Here is an 18,906-nt window from a genome sequence, read left to right on the forward strand (position 1 = left end):
ACCATACTTTCAATTTCTGGCTCGTATGGACCAGACGCAATGCCGAGCCCCGTATAAGCCCCGGCAATTACGGAAAACAGAAACGCAATATTTCTTACGGAAAAACACACTCTATGCAAGATCACTTTCGCTCTCCAGGCCACCAAATCAAACCATTAGGTGTCGCCAGACCTCCTCGCGTCGCTGCATCTTGATCGGAAAAAAGGTATCTATCTTGCTTTGGAACATAGGGCGGAGTTTTACTGCCGCTAGAGGGGGGCAGGTATTTCATATCTATCTCGTTTGCTCGAATCCTCCCTCCGTCCGCATTGAATGACAATCCGTGAGAGTGAATTCTAAGTACACCTCCGAACGTAGATTTCATCGGCTTGAATCCAACTGGAATTTGAGTAGCAGCGCTAAAAATATGAGACCCCTGCGTTTCTACTATTCCAGCATACTGCATTTTTTCAATATATGAATCATCATCCCTATATGCCAATGCCGAAACGTGCTTATAACTTGTCTCTTCCGCATATCTAACCAATACATCAGAAAGGCGCGTCGTGAAACTTTCAAACGATTCGTCTTTCCCGCTAAATAAAGTCTCCACTACCTTAGTGTTTTTGATTATTTGCTGATGCGGGAGTTCATTGAATGCGTACCCAAAGGCAGCTGTTATAGCGCCATTGGCGAACTTCCCACCCGCCAGCCTCGACGCCGTTCCCCCGACAACCGCTACCGCGATCGCCTGCACCGGCGTTGAACTGATCTGCCCCACCGCCGGCGACAGCGCCTCGCTGAACCCCGCGCTCGCGAACCCGTGTCCGAACCGGCCGCCCTGCATATCGGCCATCACGCCACCGGCCACACCATGGCTCAAGGTCTTGGCTGCATAACCCGAGTAACTCAGACCGCTACCGAACGCGCTCTCCCACTCGCCCGACTGTGCCCACTCGGCGCTCTGGAAGTAGCTGCCAATGCCGAAGAACACGCCCGCGCTCACCGCTCCGAAGGCCGCCCCCTTGAGTGAGCCGGTCTGCACCGCACCCGCCGTGAAGCCTCCTGCGACGGCCACGGCAAAGGCTGGGCCGCTCAGCCCCTGCGCCGCCAGCCCTGCCGCCGCTCCGCCCGTGGCATAGGCGAACACGGCCACGACCGCCACCTTGATCAACTCACCGACCGAGATATTCCCGCTCGGATCCGTGTACGCCAGCGGGTTGTTGAACGCGTAGCTGTACCGATTCCAGCTCTGGCGGTCCTGCGGACTCTGCACGAACGGATCGGACTGGAGGAAGCGCGCCAGCGTCGGCTCGTACAACCGGCCGTTCATGTGGATCACACCCACCGACTCGGCCATCTCGTGGCCCGTGTAGCCGTGCGTCGTGCTGTTCTGCAGCCACTGCTCCAGCCCCGCGTCCCACGGCACCGAACTGCCCCACGTCATCGCGTCGCGACGACTGCCCCACGGATCGAAACTGGCCGGACTGGTCCCGTTCACCGGCCGCAGGTCCATCGCGCCAAGAACCTGGTGCGTGCTGCCCTGAGCGTCCGTCAGCAGGATCTGACGCTTCAACGCGTACGCCCCACCGCTCGCCTTCTGTACGACGAGCACGTTGCCCACGTAGCGGCGCACCTCTTGCAGCGCTCCGGCGCCATTGCCGGCCGTTGCCGCGTAGCGGATTTCAGCACCGCCCACGTAGTGCACCACCGACAAAGCGCTCGTCGCGCTCGCTCCGCCGTAGTCCAGGCGCCGCAGCCGCTCGCGGTTCGGGCCGTAGTGGAAGCCGACCCGATTCCTCTGATCGCGGATATCGGTCGCCTGGTCCGCCGCCGTGTACGCGATCGTCTGCGTGCCTTGCGGCGTCACCCGCTTCACCATGTTGCCGTTGGCGTCGTAGCACAACGCGGACGTCGTTGCGGTTGCCGTCACCGCGTACGGAGGCGCCCCGCCGCTGCAGGCCGCCGGCCGTGTGCCGTAGGTGTATGACCCGACGTCGCTCTTGGTCTGGATGTTGCCCTGCACGTCGTAGGTTTGCGAACGCACAAAGCTCGTCTGCAGGCCGTCGCCCACCGATGCCGTCAGCAGTCGCTGCAGCGCGTCGTAGCTGAACGTCTCGACGGCCAGGCGGCTACCGTTGTTGTCGATCCGGCTCGTTACGTTGCCGATCTTGTCGTACGTGTAGCGGAGATCCTGCAGGATTCCCGCCGTGGGCGATTGCGCCAGCAGGCGCTTCAGACGCCCCGTGGCGGGCTCGAATTCACGCTCCTGCGTGTACTCCGAGCCAGCGGCGCCGAGTTCCTTCTCCACCTGGCCGCGCGCGTTCATCGACTCGATCTGGCGGTACGCCAGGAAACGGCCGTCGCTGAGCGGATAGGCCGAACGCATCTGGCTCAGATATCCCGGGGTTATTCCCGGGCTGCCGCCGTCACTATAGACGCTCCGCTCGCCGGTCTCTCCGCTCAGGTCCGACGCCTTGAAAAGGTGCTGGAACGGACGGCCGAGCGAATCGTATGTCCATCGCTCGGTGTAGCTTTTGCCGTCCAGCGTCGTATCCAACCGTGCGGGACGACCCAGGCCGTCATACAAGAAGTCGCGCGTCACCTGGCCATTGGACTCCTGCGCCAGCACGCCCTTGCCCACCAGATCGTACGTCCAGGTCGACTCCGATTCCTTGACTCCCGCGCTGGTGTAGTCGGTACGCCGCCACACGCGACCACGACCGTCGTACTCATTCTTTGTCGAAGTACCGTTCGGACGGGTCTCTCGGACGACCTCACCCGCACCATTGACCTGGTATACCCACGACCCGGAACCAGCGCCCGGATCGAGCAAGGTCTTCCTGCGGCCGAGGCTGTCGTAGGTCATCTTGGTCACATGACTGCCGTGGCTGACCTGTTCCGGATTGCCGCCGGCATCGTAGCGCGTGAGTACCTCGGAGCCATTGGTGTCGATCGCACGCACGACTTCGCCCAGACCGTTCGCGACTTCCGTCTTCGTCTGCACGAATCCGGAATCATTCATCGGCAAGGTCGTAATGGTCCTCAGGCCGTCGTAGTCGATCTTCGTCGTACGGTCGCCGGGATAATCGATCTGACGTGGACGGTTGAGGATGTCGTAAGTCGTCTGGGTCCAGACGGTCGAGCCGTCCACCGAGGAGGCCGCATACATGCCGGAGTCGCGCGCGAAGAACGGCTCGGACTTCCGCTGCACGTTACCGCTCTCGTCATACTGCACGATCGTCGCGATCCAGCTGTTGGTGGCGAACCCTTGCGTCAGGGTGACCGTCGGGCGCCCCAGGCGATCGTAGAACGTCATCGTGACGGGAGCACCCGCCTTCGTCGTCGTCGCCCGATAAGCCAGCCCCATGCCTTGAGGACACGGCACCGTCGGAGTGCCTGCAGGAAGCGGGTTCTGCAGGCCCGCACAAAAACGCGCATCCCAGCGCGTCGAAGAGCCATCGACTGTCCAGGTATAGCGCTTGCGGCCCATCGCTCCATAGCGAATTTCCGATCGAACCCCGTTGACGTCGGTCAAACGGGTCGGATCGCCGGCGGCGCTGCGCGCGCCGACGATCGAGGCGGCCTCCTGTGCGGAGGACGCGCCCAGACCGTTGGAAAACAACTCCCACGACTTGTCCACGAAGCGGCCGGACGCGTCGTAGTCCACCCGGCCATGCCGCATGACCTGTGTTTCCGCTGCCGGGTGGAACGAATATCCGCTGCTCCCGGACGCGGTCTGCTGACGGCACTGCTGCTCAGGAATCGTCGTGCTGCAGACGAAGGTCTTGGTCCGGTTTCCGAAACTGGGGTCGTAGTAGTAGTACTTGGCCACGGCAGGGACCGATGCGTCGACCGCCCCGTCCGGCGAGGTTCCGCTGACGCCCTCGACTTTCTCCGACGCCAGCCTTTTCTTGTCGTCGTACGTGAAGCTGGATCGCCGGACATTGGTGCTCGTCGTCGTCTGCCCTCCCTCTGTGGTCTGGCGCGTCGTGACCACCGACGCGGTCTTCAGCCGGCCCAGCCACCAGTTCGGCTCGTCGTTGTCGTAGTCGAACTTGCTCGCGGTCGTGACGCTGACACCGCCGCCGCCCTTTATCGTCGTTCCGGCCTTCGGATGACCATAGGCATCGTAGTCACCGATCTGGAACTCGGCGGACTCTATGCTGAGCGGGGCTCCGCCCGCACCGGCGGACAAATCGTAGCTGTTGGATTGGGACCGGATGCGCGCCAGAAAGATCGGCCCTGCCATCTTCAACGAGTCAAACGTCCGCCGATCCAATTCTCCGGGCGGCGCCCATACCCCGCCACTGCAGGATGGCCGCTGCGGATCCTCGCCCGCCTCCAGAGGCAGCTCGAGACCCTCCTCGGAGTTCGACGACGCAGTCTGATCGACACACGCACCCGCCAGAGCCCCGGTATGGTTGCCCAGGCGCCATTGCCACCGATCCGACGACTCCCGAATGATCCGGAACTCCTTGTCGATGTCGCGCAAGTCGTCATCGCAGCTCTCCAGAGCGGACGAGCACGGCGGCTTGTAGGCCATGCACTGGGTGGAATCGAATGATTGCGCGCCGGGGAAAGCCGGGTTCCCTCCGCGCGCGCAAGAGTCACCCGGGAACCCTAAGCTTTTCAGATTCCGAGTTTCGGTAAAGTCGGCCAGGCCGGTATAAGGGAACCTCTGCTGGTAGCGCGAATTGACCTCGATGTCCTTCTGTACGTCGTACGATGTCACACGCCGGAACCCCAGCGAACCACGCCCACCCGCCTGGACTTTCAGTCCCGCGTAGCGATAGATCACTTGCGATTCCGCATCGCCGCTGCTAGGGGTAGGCGCGCTGCTTTTCACGCTGCGAACCACGTAGTTCGGACTGGCGACATCGAACACCGGCGAGCCACGACCCGACATGGTCAACGGCGCGTCGTAGTCGCGACGATAGACCGAGGAGAACGTCAGCGGCGCGTAGTCGATCTTCGTCTTGGCGCCGAATCCATTGGTGATCTCCGTCACTAGGCCACGCGGCTTGTGATGTGCCTTCGATCGCTGGAGCTTCCAAGCCCGACTATTGAGGTCGGCTTTGAGACTGTCGACGCTGCCGTCGCCGTCGAAGTCGCCCATCGCCTGCATCCATCCGAGCTCCGGCGTCTTGTAGCCGGTGGTCGCGACCGCCGTCGAGGACCAGTTGTCTCCTCGCCACAGATGAACGATGTACGGCTGGTTTCCTACATAGGGCTGGTTTCCTTCCTGCCCCATCCAAAAATCGAGTTTGCCGTCACCGTCGAAGTCGAGCAGCAGCAGAGTGTTGTGATCCGCCGTCGTGCCGTCGGCATCCAAGCTGTCCATCACACGAAAGTCTCGATCGGCGGCATATGGGCCACCCAGGCGATAGCGCCACTCGGACTGCTTGGTGGCGCGATAGACGAGATCCGTCAGGCCGTCTCCGTTGACGTCGAGCGTGCGAACCCTGGGGGAGGGATTGTCGTCCCCGTCGTCATAGACGTTCCCGAAGATCGCCGGCAAAGCACCGAATGGTTGCCACGCTTGGAATACGAATGGCCCCTGATAGACCTGCACCCCCTTGGCCAGGAAGACCTGCAGATCGACCTCACCCGCCCCTCCACAGCCGACGCTGCCCACGCGTCGAGCGTTGACGAGGAAACGCAAGTCCGCCCGCCCGTCGCCGTCGAAGTCCGTGGCTTGGCTGTAGTTCTCTTCCTCGCGCGTCAGATTTTCCGGCACGTAGCAGGTATTGGGATCTTCCTCGATGGGATTGCCCCACTCGTTCTGGAACTGCGCGGGCAGGACCTGGAATTCGTATGGCCCGCCGCTGGCGCCCGTCCGTCGCATGAGCGCGACCCAGAACGTGCCGTCGTTGGCGCGGAAGACCAGATCCGCCATTCCATCACCGTCGACGTCGGCCAGCATGCTGCTGCCGAGGGCGCGCAGCGTTCCATTGGGCGCGGGCTGCATCGCAGCAAGCCGATTGGCCCATTTGGTCACCTGCGCAGGGACGAGTTGCACCGAGAACAGGATTTTGTCATCGGACTGCGGCGCCAATCCCGTACCGGTCGACAGTCGGAGCATCCAGTTCATCCGCGTGGGTGGCGGACACGAACTGCTTCCCGGCGGACAGCATTCGTCGTCACCGCAACTGGCGTAGGCGAACAGGAGGTCGTCGCGCCCGTCGCCATTGAAATCGATCACCTCCCAAAGGCCACCATTGTTGTACCCATCCGGGAACAGCGAAGGACTGGTGTAGACCTCGCGCAGGGTCGGCGCACCGGCTCCCGCGTCACCGGTGAAAGCGCTGATGTGCAACTGCGCGTTGTCGTTGCCGTTCGGACTGCTGGTCCACCACAGGTCCGTGCGCCCGTCGCCGTTCAGATCACCGAGCTTGTAGTAACCGCCGGGCTTGGCCGCCAGCGTGGCGCCCTCGGAGTCATCGGTCGGCGCTGAGGCGAAACTCCACGTCAATGCTGTGGCGGGATAGCAAATCCCACCCTGGCGCGAGCATTCCTTCAGAGACGTCAGTACTGGCCTGCTGCGCGACCAGACGGGGATGGAGGAATCGGTCGCCGTCGTGTTGTACGTCGGCTCGTAGTAGCGAAGGGTGCTGCCATTCGCCGCCTGGACCTCGATGCCACTGACCAGCTTGGTTTGCTGACGTGGACCCAGAACCGAATACGCCACCTCCGGCCGGGTCGAGGCGAAATAGCGAAAAATCACGTTCCCACCGGAGTAGCTGACCTTCTCCAGATAGCGCTCCCCCGCATCAAGTGCGGCGCTGTACTGGAAGGTGATCGCATTGCCGGCGACGTCGTTCAGCTGCGTCAGTAGCCAGCCTTGTGCCGTGACCCGACGTCCTGGAATGGGCTGAGGCTCAGAGGATCCGGGCTCCTCCGGCGCACCGGTGGTCGACGTGTTGCCCCTCACGGCAACGCCAGAAACCGTTCCCGCCGCGCCGCCGTAGGTGCGCACGCTTCCGTCCTTGCCTTCGACAGTGAACGCGAAACCCGTCGCATCATGATTCTGAACACCAGGATTCTCGATCGCCGTCAGCTTGACGCGCTGGAAGGTCTCGATCTCGGTGCGGTAGATCGCGCCGACTTGGCGATGAGGCGATCCGCCGACCCACAGCAAGCGCTGGCCGTCCAGGCAGAACTGGCTGGGATCCGCGCTGGGGCTGCCGCCATCGCCCGCTTCCGCACTGGGCCGACACGGTAGGATGGCGGACGTGCCTTCCAGCGAGAAGCCGGTACCGAGCGCACCGTCTGGGCTGCTGCTGTTGTAGACGAGCGCCATCGTCGGCGACAGTCCACCGGCTCCTGCAGGCACGGCCAACGGAATGCGATAGACGACATTGCCGCCTTCGTCAACGCGGAACTCGCCGGCAATGGCGCCAACTTGGTCGGACTCGGTATCCAGGCTCGGTTCGGCGAACGCGGCCGGCATTCCGGGAGTTTCCGCCGTTCCGGTATTCGAGTCGCCACCTTCGGTGTCGGTCGTGACGATCACGGTCGGCGTGACGGCATGCACGACATTGTCGATGCGGACCTCGTAGCGCACGCGCGCACCCGCGGGTAGCGGGTCGAACTGGTTTCCCCTCGCGCCGGTCCAGCCCTGCGGACAGACGGAAGTCGAGGTCGCTTCGTCCACGCGACAGACCGAGGCGCGAGCGGTTGAGGTCCAGATCACTTGAATCGAGCACGTCTGCCCAGGCGGTACGGCACAGGTGGAAGGACTCGTGCTGATCGTACTGAAAACAGCCGAGACATCGCCCGACTGGGCGAATATGCATGCCGGATCGGTCACGGGTATGCATCCCGGCCAAACGACGGCGTACTTCGCGCGACTGTCACCCGGCAAGGCGTCGACCAGGGTACCTCCCGCTCCTTGCCCGATTTGCGTGGGAGTACCGTTCGAGGCGATGCGATAGACCTTGGCCAAATCGGCCGCGTCACCGGCGCCGGAGCGCCAGGTTACCGTGATGGGACAGGTCGACTGGCCCAACGGGACCGAGCATTCGTTCTGCGCCGTCGTGATGGTGGCTCGCTCGGCGGTGACCGATGTCGTGGCGAGCCAGTACTCGTTGATGCCGGGTATGACCCGCTTGACGGTATAGATGACCCGCTGATTCTCCTCCACTCGATCGGGCTTCTCACCTGCCCAAGGAGATCCCGCGCCGTCCACCCATCTCTCGCCGTCTCCGGGAGTGCCTTCGAGCTTCCGGTAGATGCGGAGATAGCTGCCTTGAACATCGGTGTAGGACGGCGTCCACCAGGTCACCCTCATCTGGCAGCCGTCATCGCCTAGAGGAATCAGACAAGGATTGGGGGTCGCCTTGATCCAACTGTAGGCGGCGTACGCGCTGGCGGTGGGTGCTTGCGCCACGGGTCGACTGCCGAAGTTCAGGCGGTACAGTACGTGTTCGTCGCCGGTCAGAGTGTCCTGAGCTTCACCCACCGTTCCGCCACCGACGATGCCACCGTCGTTGCCGTGCGGGATGAGCCGCGTCGTATCGTAAGGATCCACGCGCTCGACATGAGCGAGCAAGTCGGATGTCCAGTTCACCTTGACCCGGCAGGTGCCGTTGGGCTCTCTCACGTCACAGACGGTGGGCCACACGCTCAGGAACTGCGTATCCGTCTGGCGAATGATCGGACGACAGTTCTTCTGGTCGGTGCGGGCGACACAGCCACCCAGGCTGCCGGTCGCCGGCCAATCCGTGCGCGGGTAACTGAGGCTCGGCATCGTCGCGGACCCGGCGGATGCGACGGTGATGTCGATGACTCCTTTCGCCTGATCGAAGAACTGGCGTCCGAACCAATGGGTCGCGATAGGAAACAAGGTCGTGTTCGTGCAAGCGCTGCCTACCGTCGAACAATCCTCCCGCGCGATGTTGTACTTCGCGCTCGAGTAATAGATATCGCTCTTGGCCCAGTCGGTAGAAGGCCATGCCGAAAACGGGCCGCGCTGCACGTACAGCCAGACCGGCTTCTTGTCGATGTCGTAGACGCTGAGCGTATTGAGTTCGGTATAGCCGACCACCGCCTCCCCTTGCGCCACCTCCAATACAAAGCCGGGCGTCGATTCGTCCGACCAGAGGCCACTGTAGTACGGCCCTGGCGTGCCTGCGGCAGGTGCAGGTGGAATCTGCGGTTCCACGAGAGAGGGCGCGTTGCTCACGCGGGGATCGGAGAAAAAAGTCTGCAGGCATTCCGTGGCGACTATGTCTGAATTGTTTGGTCCGACAACTCCATGATCTGGGTCCTTCCACGACCAAGTCACGCGCGCCTGTGTGGCATTGTCGCCGTAGAACGACAGGCTCACCGTGCCGACCTGGACACGCCCATTCGCCTTGCCGTCGATCATCCGGAACAACGCCGTCGGCGGTAAGTTCCTCCGACCTTGGCCGCCGTCGACGATCTTGTTGAAGTCCGAAACCAGCCACGTCGCGCCCCCGCCTGTCCACGGATAGTAGGTGTGCCAGACCAACCTCAGGTTGCGCGTGTCCGCCTGATAGGCGAACGTCCAACCGGTTCCCATGCGCTTCGGGTTCCACCACGCGCCCGCCGGCGGATCGCCGCTTCCGGGAGGGATCGGCAGACCGCATTCCGCCGTCGCCAGGGGCAATGCATCGCGCGAGTCGGAGAGCGGCTCCTCCGGCGTGGAAACGGGGTCTTCCTTCAACGAGGCTCCCGCGGGAGGGGGAGCAATACTGCCCACTCCCGTCTCCTGCTGAGAAACGTCGGGGGACGAGGACTGCATGCCACCGGCTACGCTGTCTCTCGCTGGCGCGCCGGAGTTCTCGAAGGAAGAAGCGGCAATCAACGACGGAGCCGGCTCCGCGCCGATCCACCCCAATGCCCAGCTCGCCGAACCCGCGATCGCCATTGCAGCGAACGCCCCTACCACCCCTGCCCTACGCTTGCTCATAGCCGTCCTATTCGGTCCATTTACCAACACGCACTTCAGCAATACCTGATCCGTTCACAGCTCTCACGTCGATCACCGATACGGATCGGTATCGATGAATACGAGAAAGGAATGACGTGATTCGCCAAGTAAGCACGCAATCGGAGCGGCGCCGAAGGGAAAAGGAGGCCGTGGAGACTCGTCTTTGCCTACCTGCCGAATGCATGCGCAGGCATCGTCGTCTCGCGACATGCTCGCGAGGAGGCAAAGAAGTGGCATCGCTACCGATGCAAATCGCCATTCGAACGATGGCGGACCCAGAAACGGCCTGAACGGCGAGCTTCACAGCTCAGCCGGCCAACAAAGCGATCGAGGCTCCCCAGCACCCTTGAACGTTTCCCCTGCGCACCAACCCCCTTTCAATCCTCCAGTATCTCACTCACCCACGAACACCCACTCCGACGAAAACATCGATCCGCCGTTGATGCTTGAACCATAGATATGGAGCTTTCTCCCCCCGATCCGCGCCCCTTCCTGCAGCTCATTCACAAAGCGCGGCCTGCGTATCGACTCCGCCAATTCCGTTTTCCCCCGAGCGCAGATATTACGCCACATTTCGAGGACGACCGGCCCAGTGCTATCCCGACGCCTGTCGACGAGTGGCTGTTCGTCAAGGAACCGGTCGCGAGTATCGACGAGGATCGCGGCCTGACACCATGGCAAATTTCTGATTTTCTTGTACGAAATTTCCTACACGTGTAGTCCTTCCGCCGGAGCGTCCCCGGCGGCAGGCGCAGCGACGCCGAGCGCCGCTGTCCTCTCATGGCGACGGCGAAGTCTCCTTCAGCAAAGTGCCTGGACGGCTGCGATAGATCCACTCGCAGCCATTTCTATGTCTCTTTGAACTACGCCCTTCCGCGCGCCCCGCCGAGCATCTCCGCGCCGACCTTGAGCAGATCGCCGAGCCCGAGCTGGCCGTCGCCGTCCTGGTCGAGCACGGCGCCGAGCAGGCCGCCGTTGCCGCTCTGCTGGATGCGCTGGTTCTCCTGCGCCAGCGCGCCGCCGAGGCCGCCGGGGTTGAGGCCCTGGCGCTGGCTCATGCTGCCGAGCACGCTCATCACGATCGGCGCCAGGATCGCCAGCAGCTGGCCGGCGTTCTGCGTGCCCAGGCCACTGGCCTGGCCGAGGCCTTGCGTGGCCTGGTCCTGGCGATTGCCGAAGATGCTGCCGAGAATCGCACCGGGGTCGATGCCGCCGGGCAATCCGCCGCCCGTGTTGGAGGCGCCGCCGCCGAGCATGCCGCCGAGGATCGAACCGCCGCCGGCGTTGCCGGCACCGCCGAGCACGCTGCCGAGGATCGAGCCGATGTCGAGTCCGGAATGTGCCGTCGCCGCGGTGTGTACCGCGTCGGCGCCGCCGTCGGTCGCGGCGTTGCGGGCGAGGCCGCCGACGACCAGCGGCACCGCCTGCTGGATCGCCGCCTGCGCCTGCGACGGGTCGATGCCCAGCTGCGCCGCGATCGCCTGAATGCTCGATGGGTCGAGACGGTCGAGGACTTGATTGGTCAGATTGCTCATGAAAGCCTCCGGGAAAGGGATGAGACGCGAACGCGCCGTGCACGATGCCATGGAAGCATGACGCCGGCGTGCGCGGGCGTAAAAGATCGTGAACCGCGCAGCGGTCGCGGCGCGCAAGTGCGATGCTTGCCCTGCTCGCCGTCGCGACGTCCGACCCGCGACGACCGCCGCCCGACCCTGAAACCGATGATCGATTCCAGCCAACGATTCGACGACCTGCGCGCCCGCTACGCCGGCTCGCTCAAGCGCAAGCAGCAGGCGCTCGCGGTCGCCTGGCGCGAGCTTGCCGCCGCGCCCGGCGAAGACCATCTGCGGCGCGAGCTGCAATTGCAGATCCATCGCCTGGCCGGCTCCGCGCTCGCCTACGGCTACGAGCGCATCGGCGAAAGCGCGCGCGCGGCCGACATCGTGCTGCACGACTGGGACGTCCAGGCGCCGTCGCTGCGCGGCGCGCCGCACGAATTGATCGACCGCCTCGACGCGCCCGTGCACACCCTGCTCGGCGACCTCGACGCGGCGATCCGCGACGAAGCGCAGCGCGCGCCGGCGGATTCGAACTTGCGCGTGCTGCTGATCGAGGACGATCCGGGCCAGGCCGTGCTGATCGGCGCCCAGCTCGAGGCGCGCGGCTGCGTCGTTCGCATCGAACGCGGCACCGACGCGCTGTGGCAGGCGCTGGCGTTGTGGCCGTGCCATGCGGTCGTGCTCGACTATTGGCTGCGCGGCGAGACCGCCGCAGAAATCGCCGCGATGCTGCGCCGCGAATCGCAGTTCGCGCACGTCGCGCTGGTCTGCTTCAGCATCGAACGAGACGAACAGGTGCTGCGCGCCGCGCTCGACGCCGGCTGCGACGCCGCCCTCGGCAAGGCCGAGGGGCCCGATCGCCTGCTCGCGGTGGTCCGCGAGTGCGTCGCGCGCCCTGACCGTTCCGGCAAGACGCTCGGCTGAACCGCCGCGGTCGCATGCAGCGACCGCGGCTGCCTTCCTCGACGCCGCGGCCGCTCAGTTCGGCTCGGGCACGACGCGGCTGAACATCGGCTCGGCGGCGCCTTCGATGGTCACGCTCGAAATCGCCCAGTACGCCGACGATTCGACCCAGCTCCTCGATGCGAGCCCGATCCAGCGGAATTTCACCCGGTGTCCGGCGAGAGCGGTGCCGAAATCGAGCGTGTCGCTGCGCCAGCCGTTCGAGCGACCCTCGAACAGGTTCGGCCCGGAAGCGAGATACGCATCGACGGGCTGCCAGTCGCCGCCGTCGACGCCGACCTGCAGATAGCCGATGCCGGGCTCGCTCATCGAATCGCCCGGCGCGCGATCGAACAGGTAGTCGTGGCGCAGCGTGATGCGCAGCGGATCGGCGGCGGAAACCAGGAACTCGCGCGGCTCGAGCGAAGCGTCGAAGGCGACGTGGCCGTCGTCGCGAATCACGTAGGCCGGCTCGCCGAGGTGTTCGGCGCGCCGCCACTGCAGGTCGCACGCCTGATAGCAGTAGCCAGGGAAGAAGGTTTCGCCGAAGCCGAGCGTCCAGTCGGCGGCGAATGCTTCTTCGACACCGGCGGCGCCGATCATGCTGTCGCGCACGAGATCGTAGTTGACGCGGAAGAGCGCATCGGCGCTCGCACGCGCGTCCGCGCGCTGGCGGTCGCGCACGAGGATGCCGAGCGGCAATTCGACGCCGCCCTGCGCGCTCGTCACCCGCACCTGGAGGCTCAGCGTCGCGGTCGCTCCCGGTGCCAGCGCGATCTCGCCGCTCTGGCGGCCGCCCGGGAACTCGAAGTCGCGTCGCGCCGCGTCGACGCGCAGGCCGACGCGGCGCAGCGGCGAGAAGCCGTTGTTGCGCACGGTCACGTCGAGACGGCCCGATTCGCCACGATCGAGCACGCCGTCGCCGTCGCCGCCGGATACCTCGACGAGCGTGCTGCCGAGGATGCTGAGCGCGCGCTCGCGATCCTCGAAGCTCTCGACCACGTCGTTCAGAGTGACCGAGAAGCGATCCGGCGCGATCGCGCCGGCACCCATGCCGCGCTTGGCGAAGCCGGCGCGGCAGCGGCGGTAGTCGGCCTCGTTGTCGGCACGGATCGCGTACAGCATCGCGTCGCGCGCCTCGGTGTAGGTCGGGTCGGCCGGGAACAGCTTGAAGCCGGCGACGACGTCGCCGAGAAAGCGCCGGCGCGTCTGCTCGAAGCGCGCCGGCGGCTTGGCGACGAGGATGTTGCGCGCGCACTCCCACATCGCCGCCGACCACACTTCGCCGGCGGTGTGCACTTCGGCGTTGGTCAGCGAACGGCTGAGCCAGTCGTAGGCCGGCGGCGAAGGCGGTACCGGCTGGTCGATGCCGATGTTCTTGAACGTCAGCGGGTTGACCGAGAAGTCCGGCGAGAACGGATAGCGCCGCACGCCGTGGTAGTAGCTGTTGTCCGGATTGCCGGGGGAGCCGGCCGGCGGCAGCGGGTCGTAGGCGACGTCGTAGTCGAGATTCGAATACGCGCCGCTTCCCGGATAGGCACCGGAGAACGGCGGCTTGCCCGGATAGATGTCGCGGTCCTGCGCGCGCAGATTGAGCATCTGCGCGACGAAGTCGCCGCTGCCCTCGCCGATGGCGCCCCACTGGCCGCCCCACACGGTCGGCGGCGGCGTCAGCCGGAACATCATCGCGTGCGTCCATTCATGCGCGAGCACGGCGAAGTCGAACGCGGCGGCGTCGCGGCGCGTCAGGCTGTAGTTGGAGATGCCCATCGAGATCAGCTCCGAGTCGCCCTCCGCCGCCAGTGCCGTGTACGGATGGGCGCCGCCGGACAACATCCACAACGGGTCGCCGCCGACGCCGCCGCGGCCGTAGTTGTCCTGCTGCAGGTTGCCCGACTCCTCGTCGAAGCCGAGATCGTAGAAGTAGTCGTGCAGCCAGTTGCCGGCGTAGAACAGCTGCACGGTCTTGGCGTTGAGCTGCGCCGAGCCCGACGGGATCGGCTGTCCGAGGTAGTCGGGCGGCGGACACTGCGTGAAGTCGTGCACGGAGTCGTTCGCGTCGTAGGCGTAGTCGAACGTGCGCGGCCCGGTCAGCGGCGCGCGCAGATCGCCCTCGGCCGGATGGTAGCCGTCGCCGAGCGTGCCTTCGCCGGTGCAGTAGCCGTCGGCGTCGACCTGGTCGGCGTCGAAGTACGAATCGATGTTGTTGCCGACCGTCTCGGTCGCGCCGTCGGGCAGCCACGGGTCGCCGGTGCGGATGCCGGCGTTGCGCAGGCTGACCAGGTTCATCGGCGCCAGCGTGGTCGGCCGCCAGCCGTCGGCGACGCCGGTCGGATGCGGCGTGGTGAAGCCGTAGGGATCGCTGTAGGGCAGCCCTTGCGGCGTGGCGAAGACACGGTACGCGAACGGCTGGTGATCGCGGATCAGGTCGACGCTGGAGAGCACGCGGCCGTCGTCGGCCGCGACGATCACCGCACGCGCGAGCGGGCGCGCGACGCCGGGCTGGCGGCCGTGGATTTCGACGTAGTAGGCCGCGGCGAGGCCGCTTTCCAGCGAATACCAGACCGGCTTGACGCGCGCCGCACGGCTCGGCACGAACGTCGGCGAGCGATCCAGCTCGAAGTAGCGGTACGGCGCCTTGTCGCGGATCACCTCGCGTAGCGCGCTCGCCGCGAGCAGCCCGTCGACGACGCCGGCGGCCGATTTCACGGCGCCGGCCTCGTCGCGCCGGAACGCCGCCCGGCTCGCCTTCGACACCGCCGCGGCAGGCGCGCTGCCGCCGGTGATCGCGCGGACGGCGAGGTCGCGGTCCATCAGCACGTTGACGCGTGCGCCGTAGACCTCGATGCCGTCGACCGATTGCGGGAACTGCGCGACGTAGCCGCCTTGCGCGGTCGCGTGCACGCGCACGTCGCCGGCAGCCGAGGCGTCGAGCGCGAGCGACTTGGCGCCGGCGACGCCGTGTCGGCCCAGCGCCTGCCGTGCGGCGGCGACGATCGCCGCGCGATCGGCTGCCGGCGCGCTCTTCGATTCGCCGGTCGAATCGCCTGCCGGATCGGCGGGCGCGTTGTCGTCCGCGGCGCCGTCGTCGAGCCAGCCCGGCTGCGCTTGCAGTCGCAGCGGAGCGATCGCCGCCGACCGCTCCGCCGCGTACGCCGCGTCGGCACCGAGGACCAGCACGACCGCCAGCGCGAGAACGCGCCGCGGCAAACCCGTCTTTGCGAACTTCATGGGCCCACTCTCCTGAGTTGCGGGGAAACGATCGTTTCGGCGGCCGGATGTCACTGCGCGACGACGCGACTGAACATCGGTTCGCTCGCGCCGTCGATGCGTATGCGCGCGATCGCCCAGAACGCCGACGACGGCGTCCAGCTGCGCGAGACGAATTCGGTCCAGCGGAATTTCACGCGATGCCCGGCCAACGCGGTACCGAAGTCCAGCGTGTCGTCGCGCCAGCCGTTCGAGCGGCCCTCGAACGCGACCGGACCGGAAACCAGGTACGTGCCGACGTCTTCCCAGTCGCCACCGTCGATGCCGACCTGCAGGTAGCCGATGCCCTCGCCGTCGAGCATCGGGTCGCCCGGCGCGCGATCGAACAGGTAGTCGTGGCGCAACGCGATGCGCAGCGGGTCCGTCGTCGAGACGAGGAATTCGCGCCCTTCCAGCGTCGCGTCGAAGCCGATGTGTCCGTCGTCGCGGATCACGTAGGCCGGCTCGCCGAGATGCTCGCCACGCTGCCATTGCAGGTCGCAGCCGAACAGGCACCAGCCCGGCGGGTACGCCTCGCTGCTGCCGAGCGTCCAGTCGACGGCGAACGTGGGCGCGAAGGAGGCTTCGTCGACCACGCGATCGCGCACGAGATCGTAGTTGACGCGGAAGCGCGGCGCGGCGCTCGCCTGCGCGGCGGCGCGCTGGCGGTCGCGCGCGCTGATCGCCAGCGGCAGCTCGACGTCGCCGTGCCCGTTCGCCACCCGCACGTCGATGCCCACCGTCGCGGTCGCTCCGGGCGCCAGTTCGATCTCGCCGCTCCGGCGCCCGCCGGGGAAGTCGAAATCCGCGCGCGCCGCGTCGACGCGCACGCCGACTCGGCGCAGCGGCGAGAAGCCGCTGTTGCGCAGCGTGATCTCGACGCGGCCCGATTCGCCGCGATCGAGCACGCCGTCGCCGTCGCCGCCGGAGACCTCGACCAGGCGGGTGTCGAGGATGCTCAGCGCGTACTCGCGATCCTCGAAGCTTTCGATGGCGCCGTTCAGAGTGATCGAATAGCGCTCCGGTGAGACCGCGCCGGCGCCCAGGCCGCGCTTGGCGAAGCCGGCGCGGCAGCGGCGGTAGTCGGCCTCGTTGTCGGCGCGGATCGCGAACAACATCGCGTCGCGCGCCTCGGTGAAGGTGGTCTCGCCCGCAAGCAGCTTGAAGCCGGCGACGACGTCGCCGAGGAAGCGCCGGCGCGTCTGCTCGAAGCGCGCCGGCGGCTTGGCGGCGAGGACGTTGCGCGCGCATTCCCACATCGAAATCGCCCAGATTTCCCCGGCGGAGTGAGTCTCCGCGTTGAACAGGGAGCGGCCGAGCCAGTCGTTCGCATGCGGCGACGGCGGCAGCGGATGATCGAGGCTGACGTGCTTGAACGTCAGCGGATTGACCGCGAGGTCGGGCGAGAACGGGAACCGGCGCGTGCCGTAGTAGTAGGCGTTGTCCGCATAGCCGGGCGAGCCGGCCGGCGGCAGCGCGTCGTAGTCGACGTCGTAGTCGAGATTGGTGTAGGCGCCAGGAGGGTAGGCGCCGGAGAACGGCGGACGCCCGGGATACGCATTGCGATCCTGACCGCGCAGGACCAGCATCTGGCCGATGAAGTCGCCGCTGCCTTCGCCCAGCGCACCGGCCTGGCTGGTGTAGAGCCAGCTCTGCGACAGGCGCGCCATCATCGCGTGCGTCCACTCGTGGCCGATGATCGACAGATCGAACGCGGCGGTGTCGCGGCGCGACAGGCTGTAGCGCGAGTTGCCCATCGTGATCAGCGGCGACTCGCCCTCCAGTGAGGTCGCGGTGACCGGGTGCGCGCCGCCGGTCACCAGCAGCAGCGGATCGCCGCCGACGCCGCCGCGGCCGTAGTTGTCCTGCTGCATGTTGCCGGCTTCTTCGTCGAAGCCGAGGTCGTAGAAGTAGTCGTGCAGCCAGTTGCCGATGTAGAAGAACTGCACCGCCTTCGCCTGCAGTTGCGCCGAGGCGGGCGGTATCGGCTGCGCCACGTAGTCCGGCGGCGGACACTGCACGAAGTCGTGCAGCGAGTCGTCGGCGTCGTAGGCGTAGTCGAACGTGCGCGGACCGGTCAGCGTCGCGCGCAGGTCGCCTTTCGTCGGGTCGTAGAGACTGTAGAGACCCATGCCGTTGCAGCGGCCGTCGTCGTCGACCAGGTCGGCGCCGAAGAAGGCGTCGACGTTGTTGCCGACCGTTTCCGTCGCGTCGTCCGGCAGCCACGGATCGCCGGTGCTGATGCCGGCGTCGGTCAGGCTGACCAGGTTCATCGGCGCCGGCACGGTCGGACGCCAGCCGTCCGGCACGCCGGTCGGATGCGGCGTGGTGAAGCCGTACGGATCGTTGTACGGCCGCCCTTGCGGCGTGGCGAAGACGCGATAGGCGAACGGTGCGTGATCGCGCACCAGATCGACGTCGGCAAGCACGCGGCCGTCGTCGGCCGAGACGATCACCGCGCGCGCGACCGGCCGCGTCTCGCCGGGGCGGCTGCCGTGGAATTCGGCGGAGTAGGCAGGCAGCAGACCACTCGCGGCCGGATACCAGATCGGCTTGATGCGTGCGGCGCGGCCAGGCGCGAAGGTCGGCGAGCGATCCAGTTCGAAGTAGCGATACGGCGCCTTGTCCTTGATTACCTCGCGCAGCGCGCTCGCCGCGAGCAGGCCGTCGACCGCGCCGGCGGCCGACTTCAGCGCGCTGGCGGCGTCGCGGCGGAAGCCGCCGCTTTCGATCGGCGAAGTGGCGACGCCGCCGGTGATCGCGCGGACGGCGAGCGAGCGATCGAGCAGCACGTTGACGCGCGCGCCGTAGACTTCGACGCCGTCGACCGACTGCGGGAACTGCACGATGTAGGGGCCTTGCGCGGTGGCGTGGACGCGCACCGCGGCGTCGCCGAAGTCACCGGACATCGCTTTCGCGGCCGCGTGGCCGCGCTGTCCGAGCGCCCGCCGTGCGCTCTCGACGATCGCCGCGCGATCGGCTTTCGACGAGGCCTTGGCCTCGCCGGCGGCGTCGGCGGCGTCGGCGGGCGCGGCGATCTGGCCGTCGGCGGCGCCGTCGTCCAGCCAGCCGGGCTGGGAGTCGAGCCGCAGCGGCTCGGTGGTTCGTCCGGCACGTTCCGCGGCGTCCGCGGTTCCCGCACCGAGGATGATCAGTACCGCCAACGCCAATGCCTTCCGCGACGACGTCACGTTTGCGACCTTCATGCGCTGCCCCTTT

At 66.1% G+C, this 18,906-nt stretch carries 5 protein-coding genes; 1 reads left to right on the top strand and 4 read right to left on the bottom strand.

Annotated elements, in window-relative coordinates:
* Nucleotides 1-121 precede the first annotated feature (121 nt).
* Together J7520_RS00775 and J7520_RS00780 are read right to left on the bottom strand one after the other, a co-directional pair.
* Nucleotides 122-9,670 carry an RHS repeat-associated core domain-containing protein gene (locus tag J7520_RS00775; protein WP_291182785.1) on the bottom strand — a complete coding sequence of 3,183 codons (9,549 nt, stop codon included), beginning with the start codon at nucleotides 9,668-9,670 and terminating at the stop codon, nucleotides 122-124.
* 1,130 nt (nucleotides 9,671-10,800) lie between these two features.
* The gene (locus J7520_RS00780; RefSeq protein WP_291182787.1) at nucleotides 10,801-11,472 is read right to left on the bottom strand and encodes a DUF937 domain-containing protein; all 672 of its coding nucleotides are present in this window, start codon (nucleotides 11,470-11,472) and stop codon (nucleotides 10,801-10,803) included.
* 186 nt (nucleotides 11,473-11,658) lie between these two features.
* Here J7520_RS00780 and J7520_RS00785 point away from each other — a divergent pair, with 186 nt between their 5' ends.
* The gene (locus tag J7520_RS00785) at nucleotides 11,659-12,420 is read left to right on the top strand and encodes a response regulator (protein WP_291182788.1); all 762 of its coding nucleotides are present in this window, start codon (nucleotides 11,659-11,661) and stop codon (nucleotides 12,418-12,420) included.
* A gap of 54 nt (nucleotides 12,421-12,474) precedes the next feature.
* On the opposite strand, the gene J7520_RS00790 is transcribed toward J7520_RS00785, so the two are convergent.
* Both J7520_RS00790 and J7520_RS00795 read right to left on the bottom strand, forming a co-directional pair.
* Nucleotides 12,475-15,669: a M36 family metallopeptidase gene (locus J7520_RS00790; RefSeq protein ID WP_291182790.1), complete on the bottom strand. Its 3,195-nt coding sequence runs from the start codon at nucleotides 15,667-15,669 to the stop codon at nucleotides 12,475-12,477.
* A gap of 50 nt (nucleotides 15,670-15,719) precedes the next feature.
* Nucleotides 15,720-18,878 (bottom strand): M36 family metallopeptidase, encoded by a 3,159-nt coding sequence (locus tag J7520_RS00795; RefSeq protein ID WP_291182792.1) that lies wholly within the window; start codon nucleotides 18,876-18,878, stop codon nucleotides 15,720-15,722.
* Between the last annotated feature and the right edge of the window lie 28 nt (nucleotides 18,879-18,906).

Origin of the sequence: Dokdonella sp., assembly GCF_017744955.1 — a bacterium.
Taxonomy (GTDB): Bacteria; Pseudomonadota; Gammaproteobacteria; order Xanthomonadales; family Rhodanobacteraceae; genus Dokdonella_A.

What these genes read in the sequence shown, in the direction of transcription:
- J7520_RS00780 (WP_291182787.1), bottom strand. Translation starts at nt 11,472, where the DNA reads ATGAGCAATCTGACCAATCAAGTCCTCGACCGTCTCGACCCATCGAGC.
- J7520_RS00790 (WP_291182790.1), bottom strand. Translation starts at nt 15,669, where the DNA reads ATGAAGTTCGCAAAGACGGGTTTGCCGCGGCGCGTTCTCGCGCTGGCG.
- J7520_RS00785 (WP_291182788.1), top strand. Translation starts at nt 11,659, where the DNA reads ATGATCGATTCCAGCCAACGATTCGACGACCTGCGCGCCCGCTACGCC.